14 protein-coding genes are annotated in these 15,454 nt (G+C 66.3%); 9 read left to right on the forward strand and 5 right to left on the reverse strand.

Features of this window, described 5'->3' with window-relative positions; all coding sequences use genetic code 11:
• Nucleotides 1-26: 26 nt before the first annotated feature.
• The 4 genes from AYB31_RS12565 to AYB31_RS12580 form a co-directional block, all read right to left on the reverse strand.
• Nucleotides 27-992, reverse strand: a complete 966-nt coding sequence (locus tag AYB31_RS12565; RefSeq protein WP_082805292.1) for an alpha/beta hydrolase — start codon at nucleotides 990-992, stop codon at nucleotides 27-29.
• Nucleotides 989-1,819, reverse strand: coding sequence for an SDR family oxidoreductase (locus AYB31_RS12570; protein ID WP_068829036.1), 831 nt, complete (start codon nucleotides 1,817-1,819; stop codon nucleotides 989-991). Before AYB31_RS12570 ends, AYB31_RS12565 begins: the two co-directional genes overlap by 4 nt.
• A gap of 276 nt (nucleotides 1,820-2,095) precedes the next feature.
• Nucleotides 2,096-3,055, reverse strand: a complete 960-nt coding sequence (locus tag AYB31_RS12575) for an HlyD family secretion protein (RefSeq protein WP_068829037.1) — start codon at nucleotides 3,053-3,055, stop codon at nucleotides 2,096-2,098.
• A 1-nt stretch (nucleotide 3,056) separates the two neighbouring features.
• Complete coding sequence (locus tag AYB31_RS12580; protein WP_068829038.1) at nucleotides 3,057-3,443, reverse strand: DUF3302 domain-containing protein; 387 nt, start codon at nucleotides 3,441-3,443, stop codon at nucleotides 3,057-3,059.
• A 193-nt stretch (nucleotides 3,444-3,636) separates the two neighbouring features.
• On the opposite strand from AYB31_RS12580, the gene AYB31_RS12585 reads away from it, so the two are divergent.
• The 6 genes from AYB31_RS12585 to AYB31_RS12610 all read left to right on the forward strand — a co-directional run bounded on the left by AYB31_RS12585 (nucleotide 3,637) and on the right by AYB31_RS12610 (nucleotide 9,976).
• Nucleotides 3,637-4,116 carry a YegJ family protein gene (locus tag AYB31_RS12585; protein WP_068829039.1) on the forward strand — a complete coding sequence of 160 codons (480 nt, stop codon included), beginning with the start codon at nucleotides 3,637-3,639 and terminating at the stop codon, nucleotides 4,114-4,116.
• Between the two features lie 116 nt (nucleotides 4,117-4,232).
• Nucleotides 4,233-4,598 carry a hypothetical protein gene (locus AYB31_RS12590; protein WP_068829040.1) on the forward strand — a complete coding sequence of 122 codons (366 nt, stop codon included), beginning with the start codon at nucleotides 4,233-4,235 and terminating at the stop codon, nucleotides 4,596-4,598.
• A gap of 60 nt (nucleotides 4,599-4,658) precedes the next feature.
• Nucleotides 4,659-6,749 carry a TonB-dependent copper receptor gene (locus AYB31_RS12595; RefSeq protein ID WP_068829041.1) on the forward strand — a complete coding sequence of 697 codons (2,091 nt, stop codon included), beginning with the start codon at nucleotides 4,659-4,661 and terminating at the stop codon, nucleotides 6,747-6,749.
• A gap of 196 nt (nucleotides 6,750-6,945) precedes the next feature.
• Nucleotides 6,946-7,293: a c-type cytochrome gene (locus AYB31_RS12600; RefSeq protein WP_177332298.1), complete on the forward strand. Its 348-nt coding sequence runs from the start codon at nucleotides 6,946-6,948 to the stop codon at nucleotides 7,291-7,293.
• A 1-nt stretch (nucleotide 7,294) separates the two neighbouring features.
• Nucleotides 7,295-8,689, forward strand: coding sequence for a D-arabinono-1,4-lactone oxidase (locus tag AYB31_RS12605; RefSeq protein WP_068829043.1), 1,395 nt, complete (start codon nucleotides 7,295-7,297; stop codon nucleotides 8,687-8,689).
• 72 nt (nucleotides 8,690-8,761) lie between these two features.
• A complete protein-coding gene (locus AYB31_RS12610; RefSeq protein WP_162493007.1) occupies nucleotides 8,762-9,976 on the forward strand; it encodes a DSD1 family PLP-dependent enzyme in 1,215 nt (404 codons plus the stop codon).
• Between the two features lie 44 nt (nucleotides 9,977-10,020).
• Here AYB31_RS12610 and AYB31_RS12615 read toward each other — a convergent pair whose 3' ends face one another.
• Nucleotides 10,021-11,058 carry an AraC family transcriptional regulator gene (locus AYB31_RS12615; protein ID WP_068829045.1) on the reverse strand — a complete coding sequence of 346 codons (1,038 nt, stop codon included), beginning with the start codon at nucleotides 11,056-11,058 and terminating at the stop codon, nucleotides 10,021-10,023.
• A gap of 171 nt (nucleotides 11,059-11,229) precedes the next feature.
• Between AYB31_RS12615 and AYB31_RS12620 the strand changes: the two genes are divergently transcribed.
• The 3 genes from AYB31_RS12620 to AYB31_RS12630 all read left to right on the forward strand — a co-directional run bounded on the left by AYB31_RS12620 (nucleotide 11,230) and on the right by AYB31_RS12630 (nucleotide 15,451).
• Entirely contained in the window at nucleotides 11,230-13,047 is a 1,818-nt protein-coding gene (locus tag AYB31_RS12620) for a DUF1302 domain-containing protein (protein WP_068829046.1), read from the forward strand.
• Between the two features lie 14 nt (nucleotides 13,048-13,061).
• Nucleotides 13,062-14,420, forward strand: a complete 1,359-nt coding sequence (locus AYB31_RS12625) for a DUF1329 domain-containing protein (RefSeq protein WP_068829047.1) — start codon at nucleotides 13,062-13,064, stop codon at nucleotides 14,418-14,420.
• A 146-nt stretch (nucleotides 14,421-14,566) separates the two neighbouring features.
• Complete coding sequence (locus tag AYB31_RS12630; RefSeq protein ID WP_068829048.1) at nucleotides 14,567-15,451, forward strand: sugar nucleotide-binding protein; 885 nt, start codon at nucleotides 14,567-14,569, stop codon at nucleotides 15,449-15,451.
• Nucleotides 15,452-15,454 lie beyond the last annotated feature (3 nt).

Below are 15,454 nucleotides of genomic sequence, written 5' to 3' on the forward strand. Positions count from 1 at the left end.
CAGGGCTGGGTTTCGGATGGCTACCCTTACGCCGACACTTCCTGCAGGCGTGTCTGCGGCAGCGGCTGGCGTTGCCAGCGTTCCTTGGCGAACGCGGCCATGTCGCGCAGGCTGCGACCGGCTTCGGGCAGCAGCGGATAGAAGGTCGGCCAGACATGTGCCTGGCCGCGCCAGATATCCAGGCGCACCGCGGCGCCGGCCTGGTCGAGGCGCTCGGCCAGACGCAGCGAGTCGTCGCGCAACACCTCGTTGTCGCTGACCTGGATATGCACGGGCGGAAAACCGGTGAAGTCGCCATACAGTGGCGAGGCCAGCGGCGAGGCGCCGTCCTGCCCGGCCAGGTACGCGGCGGCGGCGCGGCGGATGCTGTTGCCGTCGAACATCGCGCAGCTGGCTGCGTTGCTGTCCAGCGAGGCGCCGCTGGCGAGCAGGTCGGCATAGGGCGAGAGCAGGGTGGCGCCGCTGGGTAAAGGCAGGCCGGCACTCTTGAGGGCGTGCAGCAGTGCCAGGGCCAGGCCTCCGCCGGCGGAGTCGCCGGCCAGCACTATGCCTTGGGCCGGGTAGGTTTGCAGCAGCCAGGTGTAGGCGGCCACGGCGTCTTCCAGCGCTGCCGGGAAGGGCGCCTCCGGGGCCAGTCGATAGTCCAGGGAGAACAGCGCGCTGCCGCTCAGTTGCGCCAGGTGGGTGGTGATGGCGCGGTAGGTGCGCGGCGAGCCGAACAGGTAACCGCCACCGTGCAGATAGAGCAGGCACTGGCCGGGCGCGGCGGTAGCCGGCAGATGCCATTCGCCCTGGGGCTGGCCTTCCGTGGTCTGGCGAATATCCACGCCCGGGCAGGTCTTGCGTGCGGCACTGTTGCGTTCCAGCCAGGCGCGAAAGCGCACGGGGTCGAAGGTTTCGCTGGTCAGCTTGGGTTTCAGGCGCCAGCGCAGCACGACGCCAAGCAGGCGCGAGCGTAGCGAACGGGAGTGGATCAGGCGTTGCTCGATCATGGGTTCGCGCTCTTGTTGCGCCCCGAGGCTCTGCCCAGCAGGCGGTGGATCAGCCCGGTGTGGGCACAGGGCAGCAGGCGTTGCAGCAGGTCGACGAACTTGGCGTCGCGGCCTACCAGAATGCGTTCGCGGCGCAGCCGAATACCTTCGATGATGATGCGTGCGGCTTCATCGGCAGGCAGCTTGAGGGTGTTCTTCTCCAGGCGGCTGATCAGCGCCTCCTGGTCATCGACAGCCTGGTCGAAGCTGGCGCTGCGGGCGATGCGGGTGCGGACACCGCCCGGGTGCACGCAGGCGACATGCACGCCGTCGGCCTTGAGCTCCTGGCGCAGTGCCTCGCTGAAGCCGCGCACGGCGAACTTGCTGGCACAGTAGTGGGCCTGGCCGGCGACGCCGATCAGGCCGAACAGGCTGGAGAGATTCACCAGGCTGCCGCGGCTGGCGCGCAGGGCCGGGAGAAAGGCCCGGCTGCCATGCACCACGCCCCAGAAGTTGACGTCGAGCACCTTGCGGAAGGCTTCCGCTGAGGTCGAGGCGAAGTCACCGAAGCGGGTGATGCCGGCATTGTTGATCAGCACGTCGACCGTGCCGAAGCTGGCCGTTACCTGCGTGGCGAAATCCCGCACCTGCGCTTCGTCACTGACATCCAGCGCCTGCCCCAGCAAGGGGCCGGCGCCGATCAGGCGGGCCTGGATCAGGGTTTCGTCGAGGCTTTGCGGGTCGAGATCGGCCAGGGCCAGGGCGTTGCCGCGTGCCGCCAGTTGTAGGGCCAGCTCGCGACCGATACCACTGCCGGCACCGGTGATCACCACATTCTTGCTGCGCATGTCCGCTCAACCCCTATGCGTGGTTATGGCGAGATTTCATTGTTCGAGTGAGCCGCAATATTTCGAATGAGCCGAGCCCCGTCAATCACGCCCGGCCGATTGCCGTGTCGTGAATGGCGCATGACAGTCTGACTGATGATGCAGTGCAGGCGTTGCGCTCGAATGCGCGGCGAGTTCTTCGGCCACCGCCTGCGTGCTCGGACCTGTGTCGATGACACCGGCGGGAGAAAGAGATGCAGCCAGGCGGCGCACCGAGCAGTGCGCCGCCGCTTGGCCTTAGTGGAACGGAAAGAAGTAGTTCATCCAGGAGGCCATGCGCAGAAGGATCTTGCGCATGATGGCGACGTGGTGGAAGTGCTTGGTGTAGATGGCGGATTGGGCATAGGCGCCGCCGGGAAGCTGCTCGCGATAGGCGTCGAAGTCCGGGTCGGTGATGTCCAGCACCACTGGCACGCGCCCGGCCGGTGGCGAGCCGGTGAAGCTGACCAGGTTGCCATTCGGTTGCAGCTCACCTTCGCCGATCACCGGCAATACCTGGCGCACCTTGGCCGCGAATACCTGCCCGGGCAGGCTGTCGAAGGCGACTTCGGCCTCTTCGCCGACCAGCAGGCGCAACTGACTGTTCTGGCGCATCCAGGCGACGATGAAATAGTTTTCCTGCGGTACGAAGACCATGGCCGGCCGCAGTGGCAACTTCACCGCACGCACACCGGGGCGCAGGAACACCTGGATCACCATGCCGTCCGAGGGGGCCTTGACCACGGTACTGTCCAGGTCGAACTGGGCGATGTTCAGTTGTGCCTGCAGATCGTCGACGCGGGCGTTGGCCTGGTCGAGATCGCGACGGTTGCCCAGGTTACGCTGGGCCAGGGTGGCGGCCCTGTACTGGTCGGCCTTGGCCGAGATCAGTTGGGCCTTGATCGATTTGACCTTGTTTTCGAAGGGGGTCGGGTCGATGCGGAACAGCACCTCGCCCTGTTTGACCTGCTGATTGGCCCGAATCGGCACCTCGATCACCTGGCCGCTGACCGAGGGCACGATCGGCGTGGTGATGAAGTAGCTGCGGGTCACCTCCGAGTAGGGGTGGTTGTAGTTCATCAGGAACACGAGCGTGCCGACCAGCACCACGCCACCCAGTGCAGCCGTGGGCACCGACCATTTGTTCAGCGGAATCTTGAAGACCTTGAATACGACTACACAGACGGCGGCGTAGGTCAGAAGCAGCAAGAGATCCATATCAGTGCTCCTGTTTCGAGTCGGTCGGAGTTGGCAGTTCGGGCGGCGGCGCCGATACGGCCTCTGGCGTGCGGCTGGCGTGCAGGGCCGCTTTCAGTTCGGCGACTTCACGCTCCAGGGCCGCGAGACGGCCTTCGTCCAGTTCGGCCTTGTGGGCGCCGAAGCCCCAACCACGATCCTCGCGATACAGGGTTGCCCAGATCCACAGGAAGGGCCACAGCACGTGCAGGGTAAACAGGCTGATCCAGCCCGCCACATGAATGGCGTCCTGTTGCGGATGGTTACGGTGCTTGGCGATTTCATAGGGAATGTCATGAATCGCGATGATGCCGTAGAACAGCACCAGTGCCACGATGACCAGAATGGCCAGGGCGACGTAGTCGAGCATGTAACCTCCGCATCCGTTGCTTGTCGATGTCGCAGCTAAGACTAGCAGCGCGCGGTTGGCCTGCGTACGAAAAGCCTGGGCCAGGGCGCTGCGGCAGGCGGGGCCACGAACGGTCGTCTGCCAGGCGCAGACCGGCCAGGTGTTGTAAGGTCGGAGGCGCTAACCGTTCATGGATCACGCGAAAGGAATCACTATGCGCTCGTACGGTTTCATGTCTTTGCTACTGCTCTTTCTGGCGCCGCTGCAGGCTGCCGAACGCGACCCGAACGAGGTTGTCAGTGCCGCCCGCCAGGACCCGGCGGTATCGGCGGCAGTCGACCAGGCCCAGGCCGGCCTGGCCGGCTTCCTCGAACTGGCCGCCGCGCCACCTGCCGGAACCAGCGGTTTCAAGGTTCAGGTCATGGTGATCGATGACCAGGGCATCGAGACCTTCTGGGTGACGCCTTTCCATACGCTCGGGGATGGCTTCGTGGGCGTGGTGGCCAACGAGCCGCGCATCGTCAGGAGCGTGGTCTGGGGCCAGCAACTGCGCTTCACGCGTGAGCAGATCACCGACTGGGGGTATCTGCGCAACGGACGCCAGGTCGGCAACTTCACCATCTGCGCCCTGTTCAAGAACATGCCCGCCGAGCAGGTGGAGTTCTACCGCACCCAGCACGGCTTCGACTGCTGAGACGGGGCGGACGTGAGCGTGCGTGCCTGCGCCGGCCCGCAGTGGCAAGCGAGGGTGCGACGCCCTGTCAGCTGCGCGCGCCATGAGCTCTGGCTAGACTGCGCGGCAACCGAAGGATGCCCGCCCTGAACCCACTCAGCCGTAACTTCCGCGATTGGCTCTACGCCTTTGCCCTGGTGGGCATGCTCCTGCGCGTGAGCATGCCGCTGTGGGCGCTGCCGCAGATGGGCGAGGGCGGCTTCATGCTCATGTGTGGCTCGCAGGGCGTGCAGTGGCAGCTCGGCGAGGATGGTCAGGTTGCCTCGCAGCAACTGCCCTGCGCCCAGTGCGGCGCCCATGTGGCCAGCCTGCAGAGCTTTCCCTTCACCCCGCCCGCCCCGCCGGTGGCACCGTCGCAGCGGCCGCGTTTCGCCGAAGTACTCAGTCTTCACCCACCGTTCCTGGTCGCGCCGCCTGGCAGGGCGCCTCCGCAGCTTTCCTGAATCCGCATCACTCGCCCTCTGCGCGAGGGCATAGCGCTGTCTCATATTTCAGGAAACATCATGACTGCATCCGTTTTCGCGTCGGCGCGTGCCGGCCGCCTGCCTTTCATTCTCTCCGCCCTGAGCCTGGCCATCAGCGCTCCACTCTGCGCCGCAGAGCTCGCCGATGCCGAGCTGGCGCCTACGGTGATCACCGCCGTGCAGCAGAGTTCGCCGCTGACCGTGATCGCCGATCCCAAGGACGCGCGCCAGCCGGTGCCGGCCAGCGATGCCAGCGACTATCTGAAGACCATTCCCGGCTTCTCCGCCATTCGCAGCGGCGGCACCAATGGCGACACGGTGCTGCGCGGCATGTTCGGCTCGCGCATCAACCTGCGCGCCAATGGCGGCATGATGCTCGGCGCCTGCCCCTACCGCATGGATGCGCCTAGCTCCTACATCTCGCCGGAAACCTACGACAAGCTGACCGTGATCAAGGGCCCGCAGACTGTGCTCTGGGGGCCGGGTGCCTCGGCCGGTACCGTGTTGTTCGAGCGTGAACCGGAGCGTTTCGGTGAGCTCGGCAGCCGCCTGAATGCCAGCCTGCTGGCCGGCTCCAACGGCCGTTTCGACAAGGTGCTGGATGGCGCCGTCGGCGGCGAGCAGGGCTACCTGCGTTTCGTCGGCAACCAGGCGCAGTCCGACGACTATGAGGATGGCGACGGCGATACGGTGCCGTCGCGCTGGAAGAAGTGGAACGGTGATCTCGCCATCGGCTGGACGCCGGATGCCGACACCCTGCTCGAGTTCACCGCCGGCAAGGGCGATGGCGAAGCGCGCTACGCCGGGCGTGGCATGGACGGTGCGCAGTTCGAGCGCGAGAGCCTCGGCCTGCGGTTCGAGAAGAGCAACTTGGGCGGCGTGCTGGATAAGGTCGAGGCACAGGTCTACTACAACTACGCCGACCACATCATGGACAACTTCAGCCTGCGCGAGCCCGACCCGAGCAGCATGATGCCCATGCCGATGGCCTCGCAGGTCGACCGACGGACCCTCGGCGGGCGCTTCGCCGCCACCTTCAAGTGGACCGAGGTGGAACTGGTCGCCGGCGTCGACGCGCTGCGCAGCGAGCACCGCTGGCGCAATTCCGACTACGACATGATGACCGATACCTACCGCGACACCGACCAGTTCGCCTGGGACAAGGACGCGGTCAGCCACAACTACGGCGCCTTCGCCGAAGCCACCTGGTATCTGGCCGAACGCAATCGCCTGATCGGCGGTGCGCGCCTGGACCGCGCCACCACCAAGGATTACCGCACCAGCGCCTGGAGCGGCATGATGCAGGTGGCCAACCCTACCGAGGGCGAGACCCGTGCCGACACCCTGCCCAGCGGCTTCGTCCGCTACGAGCACGACCTGGCCGACTCGCCGGCCACGCTCTACGCCGGTATCGGTCATGTGCAGCGCTTCCCCGATTACTGGGAGCTGTTCTCCGCAGAGGCCGGCCCTGCCGACAGCGTCAACGCCTTCGACGGGATCAAGCCGGAGAAGACCACCCAGCTCGACTTCGGCGTGCAATACCAGGGCGCCGACCTGCAGGCCTGGGCCTCCGGCTACGTCGGCCAGGTACGCGACTACATCCTGTTCAGCTACAGCACCGACATGATGGGCATGCGCAGCTCCCAGGCCGACAACATCGACGCACGCATCATGGGCGGCGAGCTGGGCGTGGCCTACGACCTCACCGACAACTGGAAGACCGACGCCACCCTGGCCTACGCCTGGGGCAAGAACAGCAGCGATGGCGAAGCATTGCCGCAGATGCCGCCGCTGGAAACGCGCCTGGGCCTGAGCTATGCGCGCGATGCCTGGAGCGCCGGTGCCCTGTGGCGCGTGGTGGCCGAGCAGGGCCGTGTGGCCGAGGGCAAGGGCAACGTGGTCGGCCAGGATCTGGGCAACAGCGCGGGCTTCGCCGTGTTCTCCCTCAACGGCGCGTACCGGGTCAACGAGCACCTCAAGCTCAGCGCCGGCGTCGACAACCTGTTCGACAAGGACTACGCCGAGCACCTCAATCTGGCCGGCGACGCCGGCTTCGGCTATCCGGCCGATCCGGTGGCCATCGACGAGCCGGGGCGGACCTTGTGGAGCAAGGTCGACATCGCCTTCTGAGTCGTACAGAGCCCGCCACCCGGCGGGCTCTGTCTTTCAGCTCCAGCCGAGCCTTGACCGTTGTCGGGTGCTTCGCTGGCCGTTTGGGACCTCATGCGCCGCACGGGGCTGCTCTAGTGTGTCGCCATCGAGACGAGTCGACATCGGGGAGGCGATTATGCAGGCAGGGCAGGGCAGCGGCTGGCGTGGCCGGGCCATGGTGCTGGGGCTGTGCGCAGTGCTGGCGGGATGTGGCGAGGAGGAGGGGGCGCCACTGCAGGCCGTGGATCTGCAGGCGCTGCCAGCGGATGCGGCGCTGGCGCAGTTGTATATCCATAGTTGCCAGCAGTGCCATGCCGATCCGGCTGCCGGCGCGCCGCTGGTCGGCGATAGTGTTGCCTGGTCGCCGCGACTGGACAAGGGCCTGGATACGCTGCTGGAGCACAGCATCAACGGTTTCCAGGGCATGCCGCCGATGGGCCTGTGCATGCAGTGCTCCGAAGCGGAGTTCCGTGGCTTGATCGCCTTCATGGCGTCTCCGGCGAAGCCCGCGGAGGAGGACTGATATGGGCCAGCCATTCACCCGTCGCCAGTTGTTGCAGCGCGCCAGCCTGCTGGGCGCCTGCCTGGCCCTGCCCGGCCGTTCGCTATGGGCGGAAACGGCGCCCGCGACGCGACCCATACCCTGGCGCAACTGGTCCGGTGCGCAGAGCTGCCTGCCGCTGGAACGGCTGGCGCCGACCAATCTGGACGAGCTGATCCAGGCCATCCGCCAGGCACCGGGCAAGATCCGTCCGGTCGGCTCTGGACACTCCTTCAGTGCGCTGGTGCCCACCGATGGCACGCTGCTTTCGCTCAGCCATTTTTCCGGGCTGCTGGAGCACGATGCCCGAACGCTGCAGGCCGAGTTTGGCGGTGGCACGCCGATGGCGCAGATGGGCGAACCGCTCAAGGCGGTCGGCCAGGCTCTGATCAACATGGCCGATATCGACTACCAGACCCTGGCCGGCGCGATCGCCACGTCGACCCATGGCACCGGCATCGGCTTCGGCTCCTATTCCTCCCAGGTCTGTGGCTTGCAACTGGTCAGCGCCAGTGGCGAGGTACTCGACTGCAGCCGCGAGCACAATTCCGCACTGTTCGACGCGGCGCGGGTGTCGCTTGGCGCACTGGGGCTAGTGACCCGCGTGCGCCTGCAGAACCGTGGCGCCTACCGGCTGCGCGAGCGCCAGTGGATCGCCAGGACCGAAGAGCTGCTGGAGGATGTCGACAACCTCAAGCGCGACAACCAGCACTGGGAAATGCTGGTCGTCACCCACTCCGACTATGCCCTGGCCGTGGCCCTGAACGAGACCGAGGACCCGGCCACGCCGCCGCTGTCGCCGGAAGAGGAGGGCGGCAACGGTTTCATCGATCTGATCGAGGGGCTGGACAAGCACCTGAGCGACTATCCAGACCTGCGCCGCAGCCTGCTGAACAACATGCGCCACCTGGCCAGTTTCGAGGAGCGGGTAGACGACTCCTACGAGGTCTTCGCCAATGTGCGCAACGTGCGCTTCAACGAGATGGAGTACTCGGTGCCGGCCGAGCATGGCCCGGCCTGCCTGCGCGAGATCATCAAGCGCATCGACGACGGCAACCTGCGCACCTGGTTTCCCATCGAGTACCGCTACGTGCAGGCCGACGACATTCCCCTGAGCATGTTCGAGGGGCGCGACAGCTGTGCGATCTCGGTGCACCAGCACTATGCGATGGATCATCACAACTTCTTCGCCGCCATCGAGCCGATCTTCTGGAAGTACCAGGGGCGGCCGCACTGGGGCAAGTTGCACAGCCTGGGCGCGCGCCAGCTGCAGGCGCTGTATCCGCGCTGGAAGGAATTCACCGAGGTGCGCCAGGCGCTGGACCCGCAGGGGCGCTTCGTCAACGCGCACCTGGCCGGCCTGTTCGGCCTGGCCTGAGGAGTGACGATGAAACGACGTTCTTTCGTACTGGCCGGGCTCGGCACCGGCGGGCTGCTGGCCGCGGTCGGGCTGCGTCCTGGCGATCATGGCCAGCCGCACGATGCGTACTTCCAGGCCCTGAACCGCGAGCTCAAGGCCAACGGGCCGATGCGCCCGGCGCTGCTGATCGACCTCGACCGCCTCGACCAGAATATCGAGGTGGTGCGGCAGTTCCTTGAGCGCAGCGGAAAGCACCTGCGCCTGGTGGAAAAGTCCCTGCCGGCGCCCGACCTGCTGCGCTATATCGGCGAGCGCATCGGTACGCGGCGGCTGATGTCCTTCCACCAGCCGTTTCTCAATCACGATGCCCAGGCCTTTCCCGAGTCGGACATCCTGCTCGGCAAACCGCTGCCGGTGCGTTCGGCACAGCTGTTCTATCAACAGCATCGCGGCCCGTTCGACCCGAGCCGGCAGCTGCAGTGGCTGATCGACACGTCCGAACGCCTGGCTCAGTACCTGGCGCTGGCCCAGGGGGTGGGCACGCGGCTGCGCATCAACATCGAACTGGATGTCGGCCTGCATCGCGGCGGCATCGCTGAGGCGCAGGCACTGGCGCCGTTGCTGCAGTTGATCGCCGATAACCCGCAGCACCTGGAGTTTGCCGGCTTCATGGGGTACGACCCGTTCGTCGGCATGAACCTGCCGGAGCTGCTCGGTACGCCGGAGGAGCTGCTGGCCAAGGTCATGGCGCACTATCAGCGCTGTGTCGACTTCACCCGCCAGCATTTCCCCGCGCTCTGGCACGAGGGCTTGACCCTGAATACCGCCGGCAGCCCCAGCTACAGCGCCCACGAACGGGAGTCGCTGAGCAGCGAGGTGTCGATCGGCACCGGCCTGCTCAAGCCCAGCCACTACGACCTGCCGTCGCTGGCCGGGCATGTGCCGGCGGTGTATATCGCCACGCCGGTGCTCAAGCGTACCGGCGCGTTGCGCCTTCCCGGGCTGGACGACAAGTCCCGCCTGCTGTCCTGGTGGGACGTCAACCAGCGCGAGACCTTCTTCGTCTATGGCGGCAACTGGCTGGCCGATTTCGCCTCGCCTGCCGGGCTGCAGCTGAGCGGCCTGTTCGGGCGCAGCTCCAACCAGGAGCTGGTCAACGCCTCGCCGGCGGTGGGCCTGGGCGTGGACGACCAGATATTCCTGCGGCCAACCCAGAGCGAGGCGGTGCTACTGCAGTTCGGCGACCTGCTGGCCGTGCGTGGCGGGCGGATCGTCGAGCGCTGGCCGGTCTATCAGGAGTCCTGAACGCCCTTACCCTGGCGAGTCCTGCTGGTGAACCGGCCGACCTGCTAGTACTCCTCAGCGATGCGTTGCTTGGCGGTGCGCGGCGTTTCCCCGGTCCAGCGTTTGAAGGCGCGGCGGAAGTTGCGCACATCGCTGAAGCCGGTGGCGCAGGCCACGTCGATCAGGCGGTTGTCGCGCTGGCCGAGCAGCTGCAGGGCGCGTGCGCGGCGCAGCTCGTCGATGATGCCGTGGTAGCTCAGGCCCGCGTCGCCGATGCGCCGGCGCAGGGTACGTTCGCTGAGGTTCAACTGGTTGGCCAGCTCGCTCAGCGACGGCGGTGTGCCGAGGTTCTTGCGCACCTCGCGCTCGATGGTTTCGATCAGGTCGCTCAGCCCCTGCTCGTCACGTCGGGTTTCGTCCAGCAACTGGCAGGCCTCGGCGACGACATAGTCGTCGCGGGTGGGCAGCGGCAGTTCCAGCCAGCTGGCCGGGAACTGCATCAGATTGTGCTCGCCGTCGAAGCGCACGGGGCAACGGAACAGCTCGTCGTAGCGCTGCGCATGCGCTGGGCTGGGGTAGTGCACTTCGATACGCGTGGCGACCAGGTCCTGGCCGGTGAGGAAGCGCACGATGGCCAGGCTGCTGGAGAAGGCTTCCTCCAGGTAGAACACCATCACGTCCGGGTCGAAGAAGCGCGGTGTGGCATAGACCCGCGCCTGGTCCGCGATGACCTCCATGCGGTAGTCGAGCAGGCTGCCGATATGCCACTGGTAACGCAGCGCCAGTTGCAGCGCCGTGCCCAGGTCCGGGCAGGCCAGCATGGCCAGCCCCACCAGCCCCCAGGACACCGGTGTCTGCCGGCTGCCGACGGTCAGCCCCAGATCGCTGTCGCCCAGCAGTTGCCGGGCGCGGCGCAGCAGTTGATAGCTCTGGCGGAAGGACAGGCGGTAATCCGGCCGCTTCAGGTCTTCCGGGGAAAAGCCCAGGCCACGACACAGCAGGGCCGGATCATGGCCACGGGCGAGCGCGTATTGCAGCAGGAAGCGGGAAATCTGCGGCGGTGCCGAGGCTTCCGAATAGCGCGGGTCGACTATGGGTTTCATGCCTACTTCTACCTGCTGCTGGCGTCATTGCTGCCCGCAGTGTGCCGCAAACCTCGCGCGATGAATGTGTTTGCAAATGTGACAGGCCTCTTGGGCCGTCTTTTTTGTCCGTTTTGGCCCCATGCCGGCTTTTTTGTTGCCGTTAATTTCAAGCGGACTCAGGAGGGGCGTATGTCACACAACAAAAGCAAGATGACATTGGCAATAGGTTTGGGACTGGGGATCAGCGGGGCGCAGGTGCAGGCCTTCGAGATAGATACCGGGCCCAATTTCACCACGTCGCTGGAAAGCGTCGCCGAGTTCACCTCGGTGTACCGCACCAGTTCACCCGAGCGCATCGAGCGCGGTGGGCAGAACGTCTTCACCAACAACAACGACGGCAGCGAGTACTACGACACCGGGTTCGTTTCCAACGAGTTCAAGCTGACCTCCGAGCTGCACGTGCGTACCGAGCAGGACGGACTGTTCGTGCGCGGCACCGCTTGGTACGACACCCAGCTCATGGACAACGACCCCTCGGGGGATGCGTTCGCCACCCACAACACCGACAGCGACGAGCGCTATTCCTCGGATCTGGAAAACCGCGCCGGCCACCGCGCGCGCCTGCTCGACGCCTATCTCTACACCAACCGCTATGTCGGCGAGATGCCTTACAGCCTGCGGCTGGGCCGCCAGGTGATCAACTGGGGTGAGGGCATCTTCTACGCCGATGGTCTCAACGTGGTGAACCCGGTGGATATCGGCCGGGTGGTGCTGCCCAACGCCAGCTTCAAGGACGCTCTGCTGCCGACCAACATGATCTCCGGGCAGCTTGGCCTGACCGACGCCTTCAATATCGAGGCCTTCTACGGCCTGGAGTGGAAAGGCCACGAGCTGATTCCCACCGGCGCCTTCCTCAACAACCAGGACTACTTCGGCAAGGGCAGCAACGGGGTGCTGGTCGATCTGCGCGATCAACTGGGCATGCTGGGCTTACCGGCCGAGCTGGTGCCCGGACTCAATGGCGAGAATGGCCTTGTGGCCGGCGCCCGCTATGGCCGCGAGCACGATGCCCGCGACGACGGCCAGTTCGGTGTGGCCATGCGTTATCTGGCCGAGGACTGGAACAACACCGAGTTCAGCCTCTACTACCTCAACTACCACAGCAAGACGCCCTTCCTGCGTATCCAGAAGGGCCAATCCTTCGCCTGCAGCGCGGGCAGCGGTGGCGGCTTCGCCGGCCTCTGCGGCCTGGCCGGCATGCTCGGTGATCCGGCGCTGGTGGCACTGGCGGACGGCCTGGCTCTGCTCGACAGCACCTACTACGACTTCATCTACCCCGAGGACATCCGTCTGTTCGGCCTCAGCGTATCCGGCACGCTCGGTGACACCAGTGTTGCCGGCGAGCTGACCTATCGGCCCAACGCGCCGCTGGAGCCGGCGATGACCTATGAACTGGAGCAGATGGCCGAGGGTGCCCTGGGGGCCGGCGGGGCCAGCGGTGGCAGCATCGACCTGGGCGAGTTCGGCGACGGCTCGGCCAACGACCCGCGCCGTTCCATCGACCTGTACAAGCGCCACGAGCTCTACACCGGCTCGGTGTCGGCGATCCACAGCTTCGGCCCGGTGAGTGGGCTGGACGACCTGATGCTACTCGGCGAAGCGGCCTTCAACCATGTGCCGGGTAGCCTGCTGGATACGCCCAACTATGCCTACCTGGACTCCTTCGCCTGGGGCTATACGCTCAACGTTTCCGGCCTGATCCAGGACGTGACGCCGAACTTCGATCTGCTGCCGGCCATCACTTTCCGCCAGGACGTGTCGGGCACCTCGCCGGCGCTCAACGAGAACTTCATCCAGGGGCGCAAGTCCGCCACCCTCGAGCTGGGCGCCAAGTACGGCCAGAAGCTGGCCGGCAAGCTCAGTTACACCTCGTTCTGGGGCGCGCGCAAGGACAACGCGCTGATTGATCGCGACCACGTCGCCCTCAACCTCTCCTACTCCTTCTGATGGCAGGGATCACCATGACCCGTACAGTTTTGTGTACTTCCGCAGTCCTGCTTGCCCTCGCGTTGCCCCTGACGGCACAGGCCAAGGTGAGCGCCGAACAGGCGGCGCAGCTGGGCACCACCCTCACGCCATTCGGCGCCGAGCGCCAGGGCGATGCGGCCAAGGGCATTGCCGAGTGGACTGGCGGCCTGAGCCAGGTGCCGGCCGGTTATGCCGGCCCGGGCAGCTTCCATGTCGACCCCTTCGCCGGCGAGCAGCCGTTGCGGGTGATCGACGCGCAGAACATGGGGGCCGACGAGGCCAGCCTCAGCCCCGGCGTGAAGGCCCTGCTCAAGACCTACCCACAGACGTTCAAGCTGCCGGTCTACCCCAGCCACCGCAGCTTCGCCGCGCCGCCGGAAATCTACGCCAATACCCGGCGCAACGCCGAACAGGCGACCCTGGCCGACGGTGGCAATGGCCTGGTGGGCGCCTATGCCGGTATCCCTTTCCCGATCCCGGCCGATGGCCGCGAGGCGATCTGGAATCACATCGCCCGCTGGCAGGGGCGCTATATCGACGAGGTCGCCATCACCGCCCAGGTCACGGCCAGCGGCAGTTATTCGATTCTGCGTGAGCGCATCCAGCTGCTGTCCAACTACTACCACCCGCAGAAGGACGCCGGCAGCCTGGACAATCAGCTCTACTACTTCGCCAGCGAACTGTTGCCGCCCTCGCGCGATGTCGGTCGCGCCCTGCTGGTGCACGAGCCCATCGACCAGGTCGCCGAGCCGCGCGCCGCCTGGATCTACAACCCCGGCCAGCGCCGCGTGCGGCGCGCCCCGACGCTGGCCTACGACACGCCGATCGACGGCATCTACGCCGACGATACCGACATGTACAACGGTGCCACCGACCGCTACGACTGGAAGCTGCTCGGCAAGCAGGCGTTGCTGGTGCCTTACCACAACTACGCCATGGAACAGCCGGGGCGGGCGCTGGACGAGTTGGTCAAGCCGGGCCATCTCAACCCCGAGCTGACCCGCTGGGAGATGCACCGCGTATGGGTGGTCGAGGCCACCTTGCGGCCGGGCCAGCGCCATGTGCACGCCAAGCGCCGCTTCTACCTGGACGAGGACAGCTGGTACGCCCTGATGGTGGAAAACTACGATGCCCGAGGCGAGCTGTGGCACGTCAACCTGGCCTTCAGCAAGAACGCCTACGAGGTGCCCACCATTGCGCCGGTCAACCTGGTATTCCACGACCTGATCGCGCGCAGCTACACCGCCATCGGCCTGCGCAACAACGAGAAGGCGCCGCGTCAGTTCCTGCTGGCCGCGCCGCCGGAAAACTACTTCACCCCGGCGAGCCTGCGCCGCAAGGGTACTCAGTAGCGTCAGCGCCGGGGCCTGCGCCGCGCATCCTCGGCCGCGCGGGCCTCCGGTAGTGACGAGCCGGCGCGAAACCCGCAGAATGGCCACTTTCGCCCGGCACCACGGCTGCCGGGCCTTCGTCGGTCTTTCGGGTCTCGTTCTGAACTATGCGAATGCGGTTGTTGTTGCTGGGTGGGGGTAATGCCCTGGGTCAGGCGCTGGTGCGTCAGGGCGCCGAAGAGGACATCGGCTTCCTCGCCCCGCGCCCGCCGGAAAGCGGCTGGGACGCTGCCAGTCTCACCCAGTTGCTCGACGAGACCCGCCCCGATGCGCTGATCAACCTGGCCTACTACCAGGACTGGTTCCAGGCCGAGGGCTTCGACGAGCCGCGCTTCGCCCAGCAGGAACGCGCGGTGGAGCGCCTCGCCGAGCTCTGCCAGCACCATGACATCCTGCTGCTGCAACCCTCCAGCTACCGCGTATTCGACGGCTCGCGCGCCACCGCCTACAGCGAGAAGGACGAGCCGGTGCCGCTCGGCCTGCGCGGCCAGGCCCTGCTGCGTATCGAACAATGCGTGCGGGCCAGCTGCCCGCGACATGTGCTGCTGCGTTTCGGCTGGCTGCTGGATGACAGCGCCGAGGGCGTGCTCGGGCGCTTCCTGCAGCGTGCCGAGCGGGAGCAGGAATTGCTGATGGCCGATGACCGGCGTGGCAACCCGACCCCGGTCGACGATGCCGCGCGGGTGATCCTCGCGGTGCTCAAGCAGCTGGACTGCGCCAGCCCGCTGTGGGGCATCTACCATTACGGCGGCCATGAGGCCACCACGCCGCTGGCCCTGGGCCAGGCGATCCTTGGCGAGGCGCGCGGCCTGCATCCGCTCAAGGTGCAGGAAGTCGGCGCCCAGGCCCACGCCGCCCGTGCCGACGCCGCGGATGAGCCGCAGCATGCGGTGCTGGCCTGCAAGAAGATCATGCACACCTTCGGCATCAAGCCCCGGGCCTGGCGCGCTGGCCTGCCGGCACTGCTGGACCGCTACTACCGACATGCCTGAGAA

Source organism: Pseudomonas sp. BMS12 (genome assembly GCF_001592875.1).
Classification (GTDB): Bacteria; Pseudomonadota; Gammaproteobacteria; order Pseudomonadales; family Pseudomonadaceae; genus Aquipseudomonas.